General features: G+C 67.5%; 19 protein-coding genes. 8 read left to right on the top strand and 11 right to left on the bottom strand.

What is annotated here, in order from left to right:
- Nucleotide 1: 1 nt before the first annotated feature.
- The 5 genes from H4696_RS30695 to H4696_RS30675 are packed head-to-tail and all read right to left on the bottom strand — an operon-like array spanning nucleotide 2 to nucleotide 4,976.
- A complete protein-coding gene (locus H4696_RS30695) occupies nucleotides 2-1,282 on the bottom strand; it encodes a DUF4910 domain-containing protein (RefSeq protein ID WP_086860754.1) in 1,281 nt (426 codons plus the stop codon).
- Nucleotides 1,282-2,301: an NAD-dependent epimerase/dehydratase family protein gene (locus H4696_RS30690; protein WP_086860753.1), complete on the bottom strand. Its 1,020-nt coding sequence runs from the start codon at nucleotides 2,299-2,301 to the stop codon at nucleotides 1,282-1,284. The genes H4696_RS30695 and H4696_RS30690 overlap by 1 nt, the downstream gene beginning before the upstream one ends.
- Nucleotides 2,302-2,306: 5 nt before the next feature.
- Complete coding sequence (locus tag H4696_RS30685) at nucleotides 2,307-2,954, bottom strand: PIG-L deacetylase family protein (protein WP_086860751.1); 648 nt, start codon at nucleotides 2,952-2,954, stop codon at nucleotides 2,307-2,309.
- The gene (locus H4696_RS30680) at nucleotides 2,951-3,742 is read right to left on the bottom strand and encodes a sugar phosphate nucleotidyltransferase (RefSeq protein ID WP_086860749.1); all 792 of its coding nucleotides are present in this window, start codon (nucleotides 3,740-3,742) and stop codon (nucleotides 2,951-2,953) included. The genes H4696_RS30685 and H4696_RS30680 overlap by 4 nt, the downstream gene beginning before the upstream one ends.
- A 1-nt stretch (nucleotide 3,743) precedes the next feature.
- The gene (locus H4696_RS30675; protein ID WP_086860747.1) at nucleotides 3,744-4,976 is read right to left on the bottom strand and encodes a class I SAM-dependent methyltransferase; all 1,233 of its coding nucleotides are present in this window, start codon (nucleotides 4,974-4,976) and stop codon (nucleotides 3,744-3,746) included.
- Nucleotides 4,977-5,173: 197 nt separating this feature from the next.
- On the opposite strand from H4696_RS30675, the gene H4696_RS30670 reads away from it, so the two are divergent.
- From H4696_RS30670 to H4696_RS30660, 3 genes are all read left to right on the top strand, one after another.
- Complete coding sequence (locus H4696_RS30670; protein WP_169734999.1) at nucleotides 5,174-5,542, top strand: YrdB family protein; 369 nt, start codon at nucleotides 5,174-5,176, stop codon at nucleotides 5,540-5,542.
- Between the two features lie 318 nt (nucleotides 5,543-5,860).
- Nucleotides 5,861-6,082: a hypothetical protein gene (locus H4696_RS30665; protein WP_143265109.1), complete on the top strand. Its 222-nt coding sequence runs from the start codon at nucleotides 5,861-5,863 to the stop codon at nucleotides 6,080-6,082.
- Between the two features lie 8 nt (nucleotides 6,083-6,090).
- Nucleotides 6,091-6,330, top strand: a complete 240-nt coding sequence (locus tag H4696_RS30660; RefSeq protein ID WP_158104319.1) for a colicin immunity domain-containing protein — start codon at nucleotides 6,091-6,093, stop codon at nucleotides 6,328-6,330.
- A 58-nt stretch (nucleotides 6,331-6,388) separates the two neighbouring features.
- Here the strand turns inward: H4696_RS30660 and H4696_RS30655 are convergent, their stop codons facing one another.
- Both H4696_RS30655 and H4696_RS30650 read right to left on the bottom strand, forming a co-directional pair.
- Nucleotides 6,389-7,261, bottom strand: coding sequence for an LLM class F420-dependent oxidoreductase (locus H4696_RS30655; protein WP_086860743.1), 873 nt, complete (start codon nucleotides 7,259-7,261; stop codon nucleotides 6,389-6,391).
- Nucleotides 7,262-7,302: 41 nt separating this feature from the next.
- Nucleotides 7,303-8,271: a YncE family protein gene (locus H4696_RS30650; protein WP_086860741.1), complete on the bottom strand. Its 969-nt coding sequence runs from the start codon at nucleotides 8,269-8,271 to the stop codon at nucleotides 7,303-7,305.
- 134 nt (nucleotides 8,272-8,405) lie between these two features.
- Here H4696_RS30650 and htpX point away from each other — a divergent pair, with 134 nt between their 5' ends.
- Nucleotides 8,406-9,266, top strand: coding sequence for a zinc metalloprotease HtpX (htpX, locus tag H4696_RS30645; RefSeq protein ID WP_086860738.1), 861 nt, complete (start codon nucleotides 8,406-8,408; stop codon nucleotides 9,264-9,266).
- On the opposite strand, the gene rfbA is transcribed toward htpX, so the two are convergent.
- Together rfbA and H4696_RS30635 are read right to left on the bottom strand one after the other, a co-directional pair.
- Nucleotides 9,263-10,144, bottom strand: a complete 882-nt coding sequence (rfbA, locus tag H4696_RS30640; RefSeq protein ID WP_086860736.1) for a glucose-1-phosphate thymidylyltransferase RfbA — start codon at nucleotides 10,142-10,144, stop codon at nucleotides 9,263-9,265. The genes htpX and rfbA overlap by 4 nt on opposite strands.
- A gap of 75 nt (nucleotides 10,145-10,219) precedes the next feature.
- Nucleotides 10,220-11,356 (bottom strand): sialidase family protein, encoded by a 1,137-nt coding sequence (locus tag H4696_RS30635; RefSeq protein WP_192782624.1) that lies wholly within the window; start codon nucleotides 11,354-11,356, stop codon nucleotides 10,220-10,222.
- Between the two features lie 179 nt (nucleotides 11,357-11,535).
- Between H4696_RS30635 and H4696_RS30630 the strand changes: the two genes are divergently transcribed.
- Together H4696_RS30630 and H4696_RS30625 are read left to right on the top strand one after the other, a co-directional pair.
- Nucleotides 11,536-12,195, top strand: coding sequence for a hypothetical protein (locus H4696_RS30630; RefSeq protein ID WP_086860732.1), 660 nt, complete (start codon nucleotides 11,536-11,538; stop codon nucleotides 12,193-12,195).
- A 284-nt stretch (nucleotides 12,196-12,479) separates the two neighbouring features.
- Entirely contained in the window at nucleotides 12,480-14,045 is a 1,566-nt protein-coding gene (locus H4696_RS30625; protein ID WP_086860730.1) for an SIR2 family protein, read from the top strand.
- 375 nt (nucleotides 14,046-14,420) lie between these two features.
- On the opposite strand, the gene H4696_RS30620 is transcribed toward H4696_RS30625, so the two are convergent.
- Both H4696_RS30620 and H4696_RS30615 read right to left on the bottom strand, forming a co-directional pair.
- The gene (locus H4696_RS30620; RefSeq protein ID WP_211299691.1) at nucleotides 14,421-14,924 is read right to left on the bottom strand and encodes an HIT family protein; all 504 of its coding nucleotides are present in this window, start codon (nucleotides 14,922-14,924) and stop codon (nucleotides 14,421-14,423) included.
- The gene (locus H4696_RS30615) at nucleotides 14,921-15,688 is read right to left on the bottom strand and encodes a GntR family transcriptional regulator (protein WP_086860728.1); all 768 of its coding nucleotides are present in this window, start codon (nucleotides 15,686-15,688) and stop codon (nucleotides 14,921-14,923) included. The genes H4696_RS30620 and H4696_RS30615 overlap by 4 nt, the downstream gene beginning before the upstream one ends.
- A 147-nt stretch (nucleotides 15,689-15,835) precedes the next feature.
- Between H4696_RS30615 and H4696_RS30610 the strand changes: the two genes are divergently transcribed.
- Both H4696_RS30610 and H4696_RS30605 read left to right on the top strand, forming a co-directional pair.
- Nucleotides 15,836-16,240, top strand: a complete 405-nt coding sequence (locus tag H4696_RS30610) for a hypothetical protein (protein WP_086860783.1) — start codon at nucleotides 15,836-15,838, stop codon at nucleotides 16,238-16,240.
- On the top strand, nucleotides 16,237-16,746 hold the full coding sequence (locus H4696_RS30605) for a hypothetical protein (RefSeq protein WP_143265108.1): 510 nt from the start codon (nucleotides 16,237-16,239) through the stop codon (nucleotides 16,744-16,746). Before H4696_RS30610 ends, H4696_RS30605 begins: the two co-directional genes overlap by 4 nt.
- The last annotated feature ends 2 nt before the right edge of the window (nucleotides 16,747-16,748 follow it).

Below are 16,748 nucleotides of genomic sequence, written 5' to 3'. Positions count from 1 at the left end.
CTCACTCCTTGACCAGACCGGCGTCGTGCAGGGCGCGGGCGGCGACGTCGACGATGTCGAAGGGCAGCCCGGCACGCTCGGCGATGTCGAGGAGGCTGTGCTCGCCGTCGGAGAGGTTGAGCACCCACAGCATCGCCATCTGCGCCTGCTTGGCGTCGCTGCGGCCGCCGAGCGACTCGTACAGCCCGCGCTTGCCGAGCTGCGGCTCGCCGTACGGGCTGAGGTTGACGTACCGGCGGTTGCGGTCCAGGACGCCGACGGCGTCCCGCAGCGCGCCGAGCGTGTCCTCCATGGCCGCGGGCGAGACGAAACCCGGGTTGTCGGCGGAGGTGTGGTACTCGGGGTAGCCCGCGTACGGCGTCCGCGTCAGGGAGCCGACGCCGAGGTTGAAGCCCGGCGAGCAGAACTGGCGCTCGTCGTAGCCGTACGGCGAGAAGTCGACGACGCGGTGTTCGCGCGAGCGCAGCACGTGCTGCAGGACGCGGTCGATCTCGGCGTCGTCGCGGCGGGACTTCTTGTACGTCAGCGGTCCCGGGTCGCCCGCGCAGGCCAGCACCAGGCCGTGCTTGACCTTGTCGATGCGGTCGGAATTGCGGGCCAGCCAGGTGATCGAGCCGATCGTGCCGGGCATGAACAGGAACCGGTAGGTGTAGTGCGGCTGCGACTGGGCCAGCTGCTGGGCCAGCGAGATCGCCACCGCGATGCCGGCGAGGTTGTCGTTGGCCAGCGACGGGTGGCAGACGTGGCACGACACGATGACCTCGTCGGTGACCCACCCCGGCACGACGTGCTCACCGTAGGTCAGCGAGCCGTCTTCCAGGGTCGAGTCGATGACGACGTCGTACTCGCCGTCGGGCAGCGCGTCGAGCTTCTCCTGTGCGAGGCAGAAACCCCAGGCCGGGGCGTAGTAGCTGGTCCGGTAGGGCACCCACGAAGGCTGGTCCGGCAACGTGTGCAGGTGCTCCCGCAGCTCGCTCAGCGGCATCCGCCGCCGCACCGGGACGCTGTATCCGACGACGTGCAGGTTCAGCTCCTGGAAGTCGATGACGCGTTCACCCGACGGCGCGGCGACGTACGCGTCCCGGATGTTCCACTCCTGCGGGATCGTCCAGTCCAGCACCGCCGTCCCGGTCGGGACCTCGTGCCGTTCCAGCGCGATGTGCTCGCCGATGATGTCCAGGGTCTGCCGCACGCCGTCGCCGGTGATGCTGCGGCAGATCGGGTAGAGCCGTTCGACCAGGGCGTGCAGCTCCGCGCCCGTCCGCAGCTGCGGCCCCGGCATCAGCGTCGCCGCATGGTGTCGTCGACGCGGCCGGCTTCGCCCTCGCTCTTCAGCCAGGCGAGCCGGGTGAACAGCTGCTGGAACGACTCCCGGGTGAGCCCGAACTTCCGGTAGGCCTCGATCAGCTCGACGGCGCCGTCCTTGACCGACCACTCGCAGGTGAAGCCGGGGATGGCGGCGCGGAAGCGCGAGAAGTCGACGCGGTAGGAGCGCGGGTCGGAGCCGGCCTCGCCGGTGATGTTCAGCGTCGAGCCGGGCACGGCCTCGACGACCTCCTGGGCGATCTCGGCGACGGTGACGTTGTTGTCCTCGGTGCCGATGTTGAACGCCTTGTTGTGGACGGCCTCCTTGGGCGCCGTCAGCGCGGCGGTGAAGGCGCGCGCGATGTCCTGGGCGTGCACCAGCGGCCGCCACGGCGTGCCGTCGGAGAGCACCAGCACCTCGCCGGACAGGTGCGCGTGCGCGGTCAGGTTGTTGAGCACGATGTCGCCGCGCAGCCGGGGCGAGTAGCCGAACGCGGTCGCGTTGCGCATGTAGACCGGGGTGAAGTCGTCGTCGGCGAGCTCGTGGACGTCGGCCTCGACGCGCACCTTCGACTCGGCGTACGGCGTCACCGGCTTCAGCGGCGCGTCCTCGTCGACGAGGTTGTCGCCGCCGGCGCCGTACACCGAGCAGGTCGACGCGTAGATGTACCGCTGGACCCCGGCGTCCTTCGCCAGCTTCGCGAGCTTCACCGACGCGTGGTGGTTGATGTCGTAGGTCAGCTCCGGCGCGAGCGAGCCGAGCGGGTCGTTCGACAGCGCGGCCAGGTGGATCACCGCGTCCACCCCGGAGACGTGCTTCGCCTCGACGTCGCGCAGGTCGACGACGTGGCCGGCCGGGTCGGCCGGGACCGGACCGAGCAGGCAGGACTCGAAGAGCCCGGAGTCGAGGCCGACGACCTCGTGGCCGGCGGCGGCGAGCACCGGGGCCATCACCGTCCCCAGGTAGCCCTTGTGCCCCGTCAGCAACACCCGCATCGGATTCAGCCCTTCAGGTCGAGAGTGAGTTTCTTGACGAAGAACGCTTCGGCGTACTTCGCGGCGGCTTCGATGCCGCGGATCCGGGCCAGCCCGAGGAACGCTTCGCGGTCGTACCAGCCGCGGTGCCGCTGCGACGCGTAGTGCTCCTGCAGCAGCCGGACCTTCGATTCGGCGACGTCGTCGTCGAGCGGCTGGTAGACCGAGGGGGCCCCGAGGTCGCCGTCCCACTTGACGATCTCGTACCCCAGCGCCAGGTGGTCGCGGAACGCCGTCGGCACCAGCTTGGCGAGGCTGCGGTGGTCCTGGTGCGCGTCGTCGGTCCGCGGCGCCAGGATGACGTCCGGGTCGGTCCGCCGCCGCAGCTCTTCGAGCGCGTTCTTGGCCTCTTCCCAGTGCGCCGGGAACCGGCCGTCGGGCAGTTTGAGCACCGTGACGTCGACGTCGGCGCCCGGGCAGAACGCGGCCAGCGCCGCCCGCTCCTCGTCCTCGCGGGGCGTGCCGCCGCCGGAGAGGACGAGCGCGTCGACGCGCAGGCCCGGCCGGGACGCGCACAGCGTCAGCAGCGTGCCGCCGGCGCCGATCGCGATGTCGTCGCAGTGCGCGCCGAGCGCGACCACACTGCCGAGCCGTCCCGGCCGCAGGCCGATCACGCGGAGCTCGCGACGGGCCGCTCCCAGAGCGCCCAGGGCTTCTGGCCGCGCGTGTACGCGTCGTCGAGCGCCGCGCGCTCCTTGACCGTGTCGGTCGGCTTCCAGAACCCGCGGTACGGGTAGGCCAGGAGACGGCCGCGCTTGGCCAGCTCACCGCAGCCGTCGGCGACCAGGTCGCCGTTCTCCGGGATGTGGTCGAACACTTCCTGCCGGAGCACGAAGTACCCGCCGTTCTCCCACAGCGGCATTTCGCTGACCGCGGTGATCGAGCCGACCATGCCGCCCTCGTCCATTTCGACGCAGTGGAACGACGACTGCGGCGGCACGACCATCATCGACGCGCCCGCGTCGGTCTTGGAGAACCGCTCGATCATGTCGGGCAGCGGGACGTCGGAAAGGACGTCGGCGTAGTTCGCGAGGAACATTTCGTCGCCGTCGAGGTAGTCGCGCACGCGGCGCAGGCGTTCGCCGATCGGCGACTCGATGCCGGTCTGCACGAAGGTGATCGTCCAGTCGGCGATGTCGGTCGACAGCAGTTCCGCCTGCCCGTTGCGCAGGATGAAGTCGTTGGAAATGGTTTCCTGGTAGTTCAGGAAGAAGTTCTTGATGTGCGCCGCGCCGTAGCCGAGGCACAGGATGAATTCGGTGTGGCCGAAATGCGCGTAGTAGCGCATCACGTGCCAGATGAGCGGTCTCGGACCGACCATCGCCATCGGCTTCGGGACGTCGTCGGCCGCGCCGTTGCGCATCCGCATCCCGTAGCCACCACAGAAGAGAACGACCTTCACGTCACTGCACCTCGACGATTTCCAGGTGGGGGATCGGGAACACGAGCTTTCCGCCCCATTCCCCGATGTAGGAGAGTTGCCCGGTCAGTTCCTCCCGGAGGTTCCAGGGGAGGACGAGCACGTAGTCGGGCCGGTCGGCTTCGATGCGCTCCGGGGGCAGCACCGGGATCCGCGTGCCCGGCGTGAACCGGCCGTGCTTGTACGGGTTGCGATCGACCGTGTACTGCAGCAGGTCCGTCCGGATGCCGCAGTGGTTGAGCAGGGTGTTGCCCTTGCCCGGGGCGCCGTAGCCGACGACGGTCTTCCCGTCGTTGCGCGCCTCGATGAGGAACTTCAGCAGGTCCAGCCGCACGCGGGTGACGCGCTCGGCGAACTCGGTGTATCCGGACAGCTCGTGCAGCCCGGCCGCCTTCTCGCGCTCCAGCACGTCGGTCATCCGCTCGCTGGGCTCGCCCGCCACCTCGGCCGGGCGCGCCCAGAGCCGGATCGACCCGCCGTGCGTCGGCACGAGTTCGACGTCGACCACGGTCAGCCCGCCGGTCGCGAGGGCCCGGCGCGCGGATTCGACCGTGTAGTACTGGAAGTGCTCGTGGTAGATCGTGTCGTACTGGTTCTTTTCGATCAGCGTGAGCAGGTGCTGGACCTCGATGGAGACCCACCCGTCGTCGGCGACCAGGGCGCGGAGGCCCTTGGTGAAGCCGCGGACGTCGGGGATGTGCGCGTAGACGTTGTTCGCGGCGACGAGGTCGGCCGGGCCGTGCTCCTCGCGCACCCGGAGGCCGGTCTCTTCGGAGAGGAACGCGGTCAGGGTGGGCACGCCGGCGTCGCGCGCGGCCTGCCCGACGTTCACCGAGGGTTCCACGCCCAGACACCGGATGCCGTGCCCGACGACGTGCTTGAGCAGGTAGCCGTCGTTGCTCGCGACCTCGACGACGAAGGACTTCTCGCCGAGCCCGAGCCGCTCGACCGCGCCGTCGACGAACCGCTTCGCGTGCTCGACCCACGACGTCGAGAAGGAGGAGAAGTAGGCGTACTCGGTGAAAGTTTCGTCCGGGTCGATCAGCGGGGGGATCTGGGCGAGCCAGCAGTCGGTGCACACCTTCAGGTGGAGCGGGAAGGTGGCTTCCGCCTCGTCGAGCTGTTCGGCGGTCAGGAATCGCTCACACGGGGGAGTCGCGCCGAGGTCGACGACGCTGGCCGTGTTTGTCGAACCGCAGAGTCGACATGTGGTCATCTACCAGGCTCCTTGGCTCGCGGTCGCGATGTGCGCTTAACACGTCGAGCAGGGGTGGATCGCCGTTACAGCGACGCGGGAGCCGCTCGTGGACCGATTCGGAACCGCAACCTGAATGGCCTAATAGTGGTGAACATCACGCATCGTGCCGACTCGTACCCGTAACGTCCAATGTGGACCGGTCATAGGCTGGCCCGATGACTTCGGAGCCGACACCCCGCCTGAACGGGGTCGCGGGCGTGGTGCTCACGATCCGCTTCCTCACCGAGCTCGCCCTGCTGGGCGGCCTCGTCCTGGCCGGCACCCAGCTCGGCACCGGGGTGGCGCTGGCGATCGTCGACGCGGTCCTGCTTCCACTGGTCGCCGCCGCGCTGTGGGGCCTGTTCATCGCCCCGCGCGCCCGCCGCCGGCTCCCGGAACCAGCCCGCTTCCTGGTGGAGTTCGCCCTGTTCGCGGGTACGGGCGTGGTCCTCGTACTGGTGGGGTGGGTGGTCACGGGGATCGCGCTGGCGGTGGCGGGCATCGGCGTCGCCGCGCTGACCCGGGTCTTCGCGAAGGACGGCTGAGGCTTTACCGCTCGATTACTCGTGCCCTGATCGTTAGCGTGACATTGCGGGAGCGGTCAGTCACCGGGGAGGGTGGAGTGGGCACGCTGCGGGAGACACGCTCGGTGAGTGGCACCGCGTTGTGGGCCAATCCGGGCCCGGCCGGAACTGTTCGCAGTGCTGACGCAACCGCCGGCGCGGCAGGTCAGGTCGCTGCGGGATCGATCAGGCTGGTCTAAACCATTGGGACGCGGTGCTTCCGCAGTTCCTCGGGAACTGTCGACGGCATGCCCGCGAATTCAAGAGGGTCCACCGTTCCTCCAAATCTTCCTGCGCCCGTTGGCTGCCCAGACCGCGGACGCTGTCGTCGCCGAGGTGTCGGCTGCGACCGCTGTGCCGCTGACGCTCGTCACCGGGTACGACGACGTGGCCTACGCGGGTGTTCGCGGCGACACCGTCGTGGAGCTGTTCGCCGGGCACGGCTACGACGATGACGACGACATGCCGTTCGGCAGCCACCCGTTCATGGTCCGCTTCCGGAACGGGGGTCGCTCTGAATGACGCAGCACGTGGATCCGGCGAAGGTCCGGGCCGATCTGCGGCGGTACGTCGAGGTGATCGACCTCTTCGTTTCCGGTGCCATCGGCGCTCCCGAGTTCGAGTCGCGTTATCTGGCCCTCGCCAAAGCGGATGAAACGATTCGGGACCAAGCCGCCTACGACGTCCTCCAGCGGCTTTTCGGTGACGTCGACGAATACTTCGACCGCGGACAGGCGCAGGACGCGCTCGCCGAACTGATCCGGTTCTGAAGCAGAACGCGCCGAGGTCCCCGCGCCGCAACGCGGAGGCCTCAGCGAACCCCTCGGCTCAGATCTTTTCCGCGGCCGGGATCACGTCGGTGCCGAACTTCTCCAGCACCGCCGGGTTGTGGACGTGCGGGACCATTCCCAGCGCCACGTCGATGCCCAGCCCGTGCAGGCGCTCCAGCTCCGCCAGCAGCTCGCCGGACTTCGAACCGTCCTCGCCGATGTCGAGGATGTGGTAAACGGTCTTGGTGATCGAGTCGTAGTCGCGGCCCTCGTTCTCGCAGTGCTGCTTGAGGACGTCGAGCTTGTGCTCCAGCTCCGGGCCGTTGAACAGATTGCACTGGTCGGCGTACTTGGCCACCAGCCGCAGCGTCTTCTTTTCGCCCCCGCCACCGATCATGATCGGCGGGCGCGGGTCCGACAGCGCCTGCGGCACGTTCAGCAGCCTCGTCGCGTCGAAGTGCTTGCTCTTGAACGGCTCGTCGCCGTCCGCCCACATCTGCAGCACGTACTGGAGGTTCTCCTCCAGCAGCTCGAAGCGCTCCGCGACCGGCGGGAACGGGAAGCCGAGGCCGCGGGATTCGTCCTCGTTCCAGCCCGCGCCGATGCCGAGGATCGCGCGGCCGCCCGACAGGACGTCCAGGGTCGTGATCGCCTTGGCCAGCAGGCCAGGGTGGCGGTAGAGGACACCCGTGACGACCGTCAGGAGCTTCGCCCGCGAAGTGTGCGCCGCGATGAAGCCGAGGGTCGTGTACGCCTCGAGCATGTCGTTCTCGACGGGGCCGACCCCGCCGATCTGGAAGAAGTGGTCCATCACGGCGATGGAGTCGAAGCCCGCGCTGTCGGCGGTGCGGACGACGGCGGCCAGGTCGGCGCCCCGCGCGGACGCCCCGTTCGGCCAGGTGAAGTCGGGGATCTGCAGTCCGAGTTTCATGCTTTCCGACCGTATACCTGGAGTTGCCCCAGCCGCGGGGTTCAGAAATCGCCGACGACCGAAACCCGCCCGTTCAGGGGATCGGTGACCCACACCGCGCGCGTGCGCTGGTCGACCGCGACGTCGCCGGGGTTCACGCCCAGCGAGAGCTCGCCGGTCAGCGTGCCGGTCGCGCCGTCGACCCGGCTGAGGCCGTTCTGGCCGCCGTTGGTGTACACCGTGTTCGTGCCCTGGTGCACGGCGAGCGCGGAGGATTCGCTGCGCAGCAACACGGTCTTGCGCTCGGTGTGGGTGGCCGCGTCCACAATGGACATGTGGTGGATGCCGGAGTTGGCGACGTACACCGTGCCGCTCGCCGCGTGCACCGCGACCGCCGTCGGCCGCGCCCCGACCTTCACGCTGGCCACGAACTTGCCGCTGTCGATCGAGAACACCTCGACCGAATCCGTCGCCGTGCTGGCGCAGTAGGCCAGCTTGCGGCCGGGGTCGACGGCGATCCCGGCGAGGCTCGGCTTCGGCCCCGGCACGAGGGTCGCCAGCGTGCAGCTGACGCCGTCGAGCACCGCGAGCGAGCCGGTGGCGGCGCTCGCCGCGTAGACGCGGTTGGCCTGCTCGTCCACCGCCAGCGCGGACGCGCCCGTGCCGGCGCCGATCACGCTCACCAGGTCGTGCGTGCGGCCGTCGAGCACCACCACGGTGCCCGACGGCGGGTTCGCGACGTAGATCCGGCCGGCCTTCGGGTCGACGGCGACGTCGCCCGGCTCGCCGCCGACGTGGACCAGCGCGACCACCGAGGCGCTCCTCGGGTCGACCACGGACACCGCGCCAGACTCGGGATCGGCGACGTAGGCGAGCCCGGTGACCGGATTCACCGCCAGGCCGGACGGCGTGCCGCCGACGTCGATCGAGCGGACCTCCTCCGCGCGCGCCACCCCAGGCAGGACCAGGGCCCCGGCACCGGCCGTGACCAGGGCGAACAGGGTCCTCCGGCCTATCGGGCGACCTCGCATCGGCGCCTCCGCTCGTGATCAACTCGCTTCCCGAGCGTAACCCGCGCGATCCTCACGTGAAGGAACTTCGCGTCGCCCGATCGCGTTGTTTCCGATGGGTAACCCACTTCCAGAGCGGACGGAGGCGAGCGCGCGTGCACGGGCACCAGAACGGACTCAAGACGGCGTTGCTGCTCGGCCTGCTGTCGGCGATCATCGTCGCGATCAGCGGGCTCTTCGGGCGCGGCGCCCTGGTCATCGGCCTGTTCATCGCGCTCGGGATGAACGCGTACGCCTACTTCAATTCGGACAAACTGGCGCTGCGCGCGATGCGGGCCCGGCCGGTCTCCGAGGTGGAGCAGCCCGCGATGTACCGGATCGTGCGCGAGCTGGCGCAGGTCGCCCGCCAGCCGATGCCGCAGCTCTACCTGAGCCCGACGGTCGCGCCGAACGCGTTCGCGACCGGCCGCAGCCCGCGGCACGCCGCCGTCTGCTGCACCACCGGCATCCTCGACCTGCTCGACGAGCGCGAGCTGCGGGCCGTGCTCGGGCACGAGCTGTCCCACGTCTACAACCGCGACATCCTGATCTCGTGCGTCGCCGGTGCGCTGGCCAGCGTGATCAGCGTGCTCGCGAACATCGCGCTGTTCTTCGGCGGCAACAACCGCGACGGCAGCCCCCTGGTCAGCCTGATGCTGATCTTCGTCGGGCCGATCGCGGCCGCGGTGATCCGGATGGGCGTGAGCCGGTCGCGGGAGTACCAGGCCGACGCGTCCGGCGCGGAGCTCACCGGCGACCCGCTGGGTCTGGCGTCGGCGTTGCGGAAGCTCGACGCGGGCACGCGGGCGCGCCCGCTGGTCGCCGAGCCGCAGCTGGTGTCGCAGTCGCACCTGATGATCGCGAACCCGTTCCGGCCCGGCGAGGGCCTGAGCAAGCTCTTCTCGACGCACCCGCCGATCGCCGACCGGATCCGGCGGCTCGAGGAAATGGCCCGCCGCGCGCCGGGCGGCTTCTAGGCCGACGCCCCCGCCGCGACGGCGACCGCCTTGACGTAGTCGCCGTAGCCGGACTTCGCCAGCTTCGCGCCCAGCGCGTAGCACTCGTCGGCGTCGATGAAGCCCATCCGCAGCGCGATCTCCTCCAGGCAGGCGATGCGCACGCCGGTGCGGTGCTCCAGCACCTGCACGAACTGGCCGGCTTCGAGCAGCGAGTCGTGCGTGCCGGTGTCGAGCCATGCGAACCCGCGGCTGAGCTCGACCAGTGTGGCCCGGTCCTGCCGCAGGTAGGTCAGGTTGACGTCGGTGATCTCCAGCTCGCCGCGCCGCGACGGCTTCAGCGAGCGCGCGATGCCGACGACGTCGTTGTCGTAGAAGTACAGCCCGGTGATCGCCTTGTTCGAACGCGGCTTCTCGGGCTTTTCTTCGATCGTGCGCAGCTTGCCGTCGGGGCCGACCTCGCCGACGCCGTAGCGCTCGGGGTCCTTCACCGGGTAGCCGAACAGGACGCAGCCGTCGAGCTCGCGCACGGCCTGCTGGAGGCGGCTGGAGAAGCCCTGGCCGTAGAAGATGTTGTCGCCGAGCACCAGCGCCACGTCGTCGTCGCCGATGAAGTCCGCGCCGATCACGAACGCCTCGGCGAGCCCGTTGGGGCTGGGCTGCTCGGCGTAGGAGAACGAGACGCCGAACTGGTCGCCACTGCCCAGCAGCCGCCGGAACATCGGCAGGTCGGTGGGGGTGGAGATGATGAGGATCTCGCGGATCCCGGCCAGCATCAGCACCGAGATCGGGTAGTAGACCATCGGCTTGTCGTAGACCGGCAGCAGCTGCTTCGACACCGCCTGGGTGATCGGGTGCAGGCGGGTCCCGCTGCCTCCGGCCAGCACGATGCCCTTCATGAACTGCCTCCCTCTCTTCGGCCACGACTGCGTCCCCACCCTACGGGCTGGGCCGGCGCGGCCGATCGAGAAGCGCTAGAAGGCCGGTCCTTTGCCGAAGTAGGCCTTGCAGCCCGAGTTGTACTCGGTGGCGATTTCCAGCACGTTCCTGCCGTCGTCGACCGGCAGGAGCGTCGAGGAGTAATTGGGGCAGAAGTTGTTGTAGATGCCGGTGATGTGCACGGGAGCGGGCAGTTCGTACCAGTGACCGGCCCCGAAGTCGTCGTTCGCCAGCAGGACCTGGCCGTTGTTCGGCTGCGGCTTGCCCTTGGCGCTGGTGTAGATCTGCCCGACCATGACGATCCGCACGCCGTTCGGGCCGCCGGGGAAGAGCGTGATCGTCTGCGCGTGCTGGAAGTAGTTGCCGTTGGCGGTGTTCACCCGGGTGCCGGGGTCGGCGGGGTCGCCCCAGTTGGCGCCGTCGGCCGAGATCTTGAAGTACGGGTCGCAGTAGCGGTCGCGGTAGTTGCAGATCTCGTAGGCGAAGTAGTACCGGCCGTCGGGCAGCCGCCGGATGATCGGCATGCCGGGCCGGACGCGGTCGGGCGGGATCGCCATGGTGAGCTGCTTGGTGCCCCAGGTCACGCCGTCGGTCGAGGCGACCCGGTTGAGCACCTGCGCGTACTTCGGCGCCTGCGTCTCGTCGGCGTAGTGGAGCCAGAGCGTGCCGCCGGCGTCGACGGTGAACTCGGGCTCCCAGATGCCGTCGATGTTGTGCGACCGCGCGGCCTCGGACAGGAAGCTCCACGCGCGGCCGCCGTCCTTGCTGGCCCAGATCCGGATCCCGACGCGGCGCTGCGGCCCGGCGTCCTGCCGGTAGGACGCGGCCCACAGCAGCGTGCCCGCGCGGAGCCGGCCGACCCGCTGCGGCAGCTCGTAGACGGTGCCGCAGCACATGCCGTACCGGCCGTCGGGGTCGTGGATCTCGCCGATCTTGTGGAACGTCTCGCCCTCGTCGGTGCTCTCCATCACCGGCGTGAACTTGCCGCCGGCGTCTTCGCTGGTCAGCGTGGCGACGATGCGCCCGCGGCCGATGATCGAGTGCTCGAGCCGGATGAGCCGCGCGTACGAGCCGTAGCCGGGGACGAGCTGTTTGCGTTCGGCCGCGCTCGCGGGGGTGAGCAGCGTCGCGATGAGCGTCAGCGGGAGCACGAAGACGAGAAAACGGCGCATCCTGACCCTCTCCATGCGGTGACCGCGCGATTACAACACGCTGATCGGGTCCGCCGTGGACAGTCACACGGCCCATTCGCGCGTTCGAGGGGTTTGCTGTGCGCCATCGGGTGACCGGTTGCGGCGCGTGACGGTAACGCGGAGGCGCGGTAGGTCGAAAGATCACCGGAGGGGGAACGATGAAACTACGGTTGTTCGGCGTCCTCGTGCTGGCCTTGGCGGCGGGGTGCGCCCCCAGCGTCGGCTACGGGACGATCGAGTCCGCGTCCGGCGTTTCGGTCCCGACGCCGATCACGACCGCGCCCCCGGCGCCGCGCGAGGTGCCGACGGAGACGCACACGGGCAAGGGCAGCGGCGAGTTCGAGACCAGCTGGCCGGCCGACCAGATGGGGTTCTTCACGTTCGACTGCCCGAAGTGCACCTCGAACGTGATCATCGACTCGGACGGCGGCGAGCACGGCCTGGTCAACGCGATCGGCGCGTACAAGGGCACGACGTGGCTGAACACGTACGAGGACCGCCCGACAAAGCGGGTGACGGTGCACGCGAACGCGCCGTGGACGGCGACGATTTCGGACTTCCGGAGCCTGCCGACGACGGCGCCGGGCCAGGAGTCGAAGGGCAAGGGCGAGGCGGTACTCCGGCTGCCGGCGGGGGTGACTCGGGTGCGGTTCGCGGCGAAGACGCGGGGGAACATCGCGCTGTGGATCCACGCGGGGGAGTTCCGGGATCTGCTGCTGAACCAGATCGGGGATGTGCAGGTGGAGCGGGATGTTCGGGGGCCGGGGTTTTTGAAGGTGGATGGGTATGAGGCGAGCTGGACGTTGACGCCGTCCTGAGCGGGCACCCGGTCAGCCGGGTGCCCGCGGTGACGTCAGCGGTAGTTCGTGAACTGCGTCCTGCCTTGAGTGATGCCGTGGTGCGGGGCTCTGAGCTGCGGGTTTGTGCCTGTTGGCGGTCGTCGTCTGTCGTCGCTGGTTGGTGTCATCTGTACCGGATTTGTACCCAGGTTGTTGTCGACCGTGCCGTGCGCTTCCAAGCGTGCGCCGATGTCGTTATTGGACGTGTAACAGCGCCGCTTGCCCAGGCGATCTTTCTGTGAGCAACGTTGGCGGAGGATCGAATGGACGAGGAAGTCCGAGCTGTCGAGCAGTTCGCTGCGCACATCAAGAGTTCGCGCACTCTGCCGGTCCTGTTTGTTGGCTCCGGAATATCTCGTCGATACTTGGGCTTGCCTGACTGGCGCGGGTTACTAAGTCACTTCTCGGCGACGATGGGCAAGCCGATCACCTACTATGAGGGGAAGAGTCAGACTGGGCTTCCCGGTGTGGCCACCGAGATCGCTCGTGATCTCTATGAGTTGTGGTGGACGGACGATGTCTACGCGGATTCTCGTGCCCAAAATGAGCATCTAGTTCAGCATTTTAGCGACCCTTTGAAGATTGAAATATCTCGCTACATCGAGGGCTTCGATTCTCCGAGCTTGCCCTCGGAGTTGCTGGCTGAGATGGAGTCGCTGGCAAGGGTTAATGCCCATGCAGTTTTGACAACGAACTGGGATCATCTTTTGGAAAAGAGCTTCCCGAGTTATCATACTTTTGTAGGGCAAGAGTCGGTTCTTTTTGCTGAAACTCAGGGGATCGGCGAGATTTATAAGATCCATGGGAGCATGGAAGAGCCTAGCTCTTTAGTTCTAACCCATGAAGACTACGTAGAGTACGAGGCTCGAAATCCCTATCTTCTGGCCAAGGTTCTTACCTTCTTTGTTGAGAACCCGATCGTCTTCCTGGGGTACAGCTTAACTGATAGTCATATCCAAGAGTTGCTGGGTAAGCTGCTGGATTGCATCTCGGTGGCAAACATCGAGCGTCTGAATGAGCGTCTTATATTCATTCGTCGACCGAGTTCGGCTACTCCCCCTGGGTATCGCATGGCGCCCATGCTGCTGCGCGGACACAACATCAACGTGATCGAATGTGTCGCAGACGACTTTACTCCCTTTTTTACGGTGATGGCTGAATTGCCGCGACGATTCCCACTGAAGATGTTGCGACAGCTCAAACAAGAGGTGTACGAGCTTGCGTTCACGGAGCCTCCGGCTGGCCGGATTCATGTCCTCGACATTGACGACCAGACGCGGCTGGACGACGTAGATGTCGTTGTAGGTGTCGGCACTCGGGCTGCGCTTTCCGAAAAGGGCTACGTCGGCTTCTCGCGCAGAGATTTTACGATTGCGATGCTCAAGCGGGAAGAGAACCATCCCGCAGAGAAGCTGATTGAGCATGTGCTACCCGTGGCCTTTAAGTCGCCTATCAAGTGGGCGCCGATATTCTACCCGCTTTACCTTTATGCGGTTTCTCATGGTGGCGAGTTGAGGGATACCTCTGACTTGCCTCAGCGTGCGCAGCAACTTATGGAAATGGCTGACATTCCCCCGTATTTCCCGAACTCCGACTCTAAGGGTGTTCCCTTTGTGGAGTATGCAAAGAGAAGTGCGCCCGAGATTCTATCTTTCGGCTTGGGTTGCACATTCGATTCCGTCGAGGATGTTGAAGCTCTCAGGTTGTTCCTTTTGGATTTATTCGTTAATAAGCCTGGACTGATAGACACGAGTGCCTACAAGCTTGCGTGTAAGTATGACCGACTTGAATATGGTGCGAAGCTGAGTGATTTCAATGGCGAGGGCTAGCGGTCATCCCGTCGCCTGATGGCGTCTTTATCGCGGTGAACCGGGGCCGCAACCCACCGCGACGCCGCCGGCGAATTTGTCAAGCTTGCGGCCCCGGTTCACCGCGATAGCCATCGAGTCAGGCGGCGGGATGACCGCTTGGTGACGGCCCCACAAGCCCTGTCCGCTGACGAGCTTGGCCATCCCGGAGCCTGCCGTCCGGCGAGGACATCTCTTCTCGGATCCGCGGCTTACCTCGTCCATCGGCCCGCTCGCCCCGGCCGACTCGCGGGGGACCGGCCGCCAGGCCGCACGCCCCCGCGAGGGCTTGGCCGGGGCATAGAGCTGGGGCCGAGCGGCCCCGGAGGGGCCGCCTTGATCCTGTAGAGAAAGTTCTCACCAAGCCTCCGCCTCACGGGCAGCGGCTCGACCGAGGACAGCCCGAAGCGCTGCGGCGTCGCTAGCAAGTTGCGAGGGGTCGATCTGGGACTCGTCGCCACTCTGAGGCAGCAGCGGGAACGGCCTCCCCGGAGCAGGGTCCTCGACGAAACGCGGCACTAGGTGCGTGTGGAGATGCGGGACGGTGTTCCCCAGCGTCTCGTAGTTCATCTTCAGCGGCCGGTAGAACGTGGCTAGCGCCTTCGCCACCGTCAACGTCGCCTTCCAGTACCCCTGCGCCTCCGACTCGCTCAGCTCGAACGGCTCGACGACGTGACGCCCCCGCCAGATCACGAGCGTGTAGCCGCGCTGGATGTCGGCTCGCTGGAGCACGGCGTCCACATCGGCCGTCTCGAAGATCCGGATGCCGTAGGCGTCCTCGTCCAAGCGCTTCGACTCGCACATCTCACAGGCTTGGCCGCTGATCCGATCAGCCCAGTTGCCCGGCCACTCGCTCGTCATGGCTGAATGTCGCCTTCGTTCCACTCGTAGATGAACTCGTGCTTGTCGCCCGCGTAGACGTCGTGAGCGGCCTGCAACGGTCTGCCGTCCTTGTCGTAGTCGACGTCCCACATGTGCATCACTGGCACGCCGGCGTGGAGGTTGAGCAACTCCGTCTCCTCTGGGGTCGGCATGAGGGCGCTGAACACCTCGACCCCTCGGAAGAACGCGTGCCCGAGCGCCTCGATCAGCTCGTCGGGCCCCTCCGGCAGCGCTTCGGGAGACTCAAGGCGAGTGTCCGCCGCAAGCCACAGCGGGTAGTAGCTCGCGGAGACCACGACCGGCTCTTCGTCGAGGAACTGCAAGCGACGGCGCACGACTGCCTCGTCGCCGGGTGAGGCGCGTAGCCAATGAGCTGCGTTCGCGGGCAGGGGAGCGCGCCCGACGAAGAGAATCCGGCGCGACGGAACCCGGCCCTGCTCGATCGCTCCGACGTCGAAGACGGGCTTTCCGGTGTCCCGGTGGGCCGCGTGGCGTCGTGCTGCCGAGACGCGACGGAGAGGTGGACGGCGTCGGACGAAGGTGCCGCGTCCGAACTCAGTCGTCACCAGGCCCTCGGAGACCAGGAAGGCAATCGCCTTGCCGGCGGTCGCCTTCGTCGTGCCGTACTGGGCGATGAGCTGCCGCTCGGACGGGAGCACGGCACCCGGGGCGAGTTCGCCCTGCATGATCGCCGCGCGCAGGTCGGCCGCGATCCGTCTGCTGAGCGGTAGCCGTTCCGACACGGGGTCTCCTTCGCTGCGTCAGCGTCCAGCGTACGGCCTCCCTAGTGAGACCTCCACACCTTGCTTGACAACCTCCCTAGGGAGGTGCAATCTGAGGATACCTCCCTAGGGAGGTTGACCGGGTTCGGCGCGACGACGGAGGCGAACATGGGCGCTCTTGCACTGCTGGATGACGAGCGGTACGTGACGGTGATCCCGGAGCGGTTCCGGTTCTCCGACGAGAACCCGCTGACGCTGGAACCGTTCGGCCGCAACAAGTTTGGTGACCTGCCGCCGTACATCGAGGACGTGATCACCGACGTCATCGGGCTGACCGAGGCGAAGTGGGAAGCGCTCGTGGACGCGGGTGAGACCTACACCGTGGTCGGCCCGTTCCAGTACTACACGCTGGCGCCGTTCCTCCGCGCTGTCGCGAACCGGGTCGGTCGCCAGGCTCCTGCCGGTGTGTGCCCGGACTGCTGGGGTACGGGCGCGATGTGCGATGAGGACGGCTCGATGACCGGCCGCGTCGGCGGTGCCGTGCTGTGCGGGTGCGTGGGAGGTTGGGCGTGACCATGCAGCTCGGTGACATGCTCACCTTCGACTGCTCCCGCTGCGGGCAGCCGCACATTCAGGCTCCCGTGATCGCGTGGACGCCGTGCTGGTCGTGCTCGGGCATGGGCACGGTCACGCCCGGGTCCGGCATCGCCTGCCGCACCTGCCGGGGAGAGGGCCGGTTCGGCTCCTACTCCGACATGGTCGTGGCGCAGCAGGAACGCCACTGCGCCCAGGTTCGCCGCCTGCCGGGTGAGCGCTTCCGGCTGTCCGACATGGACTCCGAGACAGGTCACCGGTTCTGCGATCTGCGGTTCACCGACCTCCCCGAGCTGGTCCAGGACCTGGTCCTGAACATGGGCGTGTCGCCGGAGCGCTGGAACGACCTCGTGGAGCGCGGGGAAGTCCTTGAAGTGCCCTGCCTGGACGGCACCCACTCGGCCTTCCGTCCCGTTGTGTGGGGTGACCGCCGCTCGACCCGGACCGGTTGGCCGGGTGCCGCTCGGGCGGGGGTGGCTGCCTGATG

Source organism: Amycolatopsis lexingtonensis (assembly GCF_014873755.1).
Classification (GTDB): Bacteria; Actinomycetota; Actinomycetes; order Mycobacteriales; family Pseudonocardiaceae; genus Amycolatopsis; species Amycolatopsis lexingtonensis.
Note: the sequence above shows the minus strand (reverse complement) of the source record. Positions and strands in the feature narration are given on the sequence as shown.

Excerpts from the sequence above, each read along its gene's own strand:
- H4696_RS30695 (WP_086860754.1), bottom strand. The coding sequence starts at position 1,282 with ATGCCGGGGCCGCAGCTGCGGACGGGCGCGGAGCTGCACGCCCTGGTC.
- H4696_RS30690 (WP_086860753.1), bottom strand. The coding sequence starts at position 2,301 with ATGCGGGTGTTGCTGACGGGGCACAAGGGCTACCTGGGGACGGTGATG.
- H4696_RS30675 (WP_086860747.1), bottom strand. The coding sequence starts at position 4,976 with ATGACCACATGTCGACTCTGCGGTTCGACAAACACGGCCAGCGTCGTC.
- H4696_RS30670 (WP_169734999.1), top strand. The coding sequence starts at position 5,174 with ATGACTTCGGAGCCGACACCCCGCCTGAACGGGGTCGCGGGCGTGGTG.
- H4696_RS30655 (WP_086860743.1), bottom strand. The coding sequence starts at position 7,261 with ATGAAACTCGGACTGCAGATCCCCGACTTCACCTGGCCGAACGGGGCG.
- H4696_RS30650 (WP_086860741.1), bottom strand. The coding sequence starts at position 8,271 with ATGCGAGGTCGCCCGATAGGCCGGAGGACCCTGTTCGCCCTGGTCACG.
- rfbA (WP_086860736.1), bottom strand. The coding sequence starts at position 10,144 with ATGAAGGGCATCGTGCTGGCCGGAGGCAGCGGGACCCGCCTGCACCCG.
- H4696_RS30635 (WP_192782624.1), bottom strand. The coding sequence starts at position 11,356 with ATGCGCCGTTTTCTCGTCTTCGTGCTCCCGCTGACGCTCATCGCGACG.
- H4696_RS30630 (WP_086860732.1), top strand. The coding sequence starts at position 11,536 with ATGAAACTACGGTTGTTCGGCGTCCTCGTGCTGGCCTTGGCGGCGGGG.
- H4696_RS30625 (WP_086860730.1), top strand. The coding sequence starts at position 12,480 with ATGGACGAGGAAGTCCGAGCTGTCGAGCAGTTCGCTGCGCACATCAAG.
- H4696_RS30620 (WP_211299691.1), bottom strand. The coding sequence starts at position 14,924 with ATGACGAGCGAGTGGCCGGGCAACTGGGCTGATCGGATCAGCGGCCAA.
- H4696_RS30610 (WP_086860783.1), top strand. The coding sequence starts at position 15,836 with ATGGGCGCTCTTGCACTGCTGGATGACGAGCGGTACGTGACGGTGATC.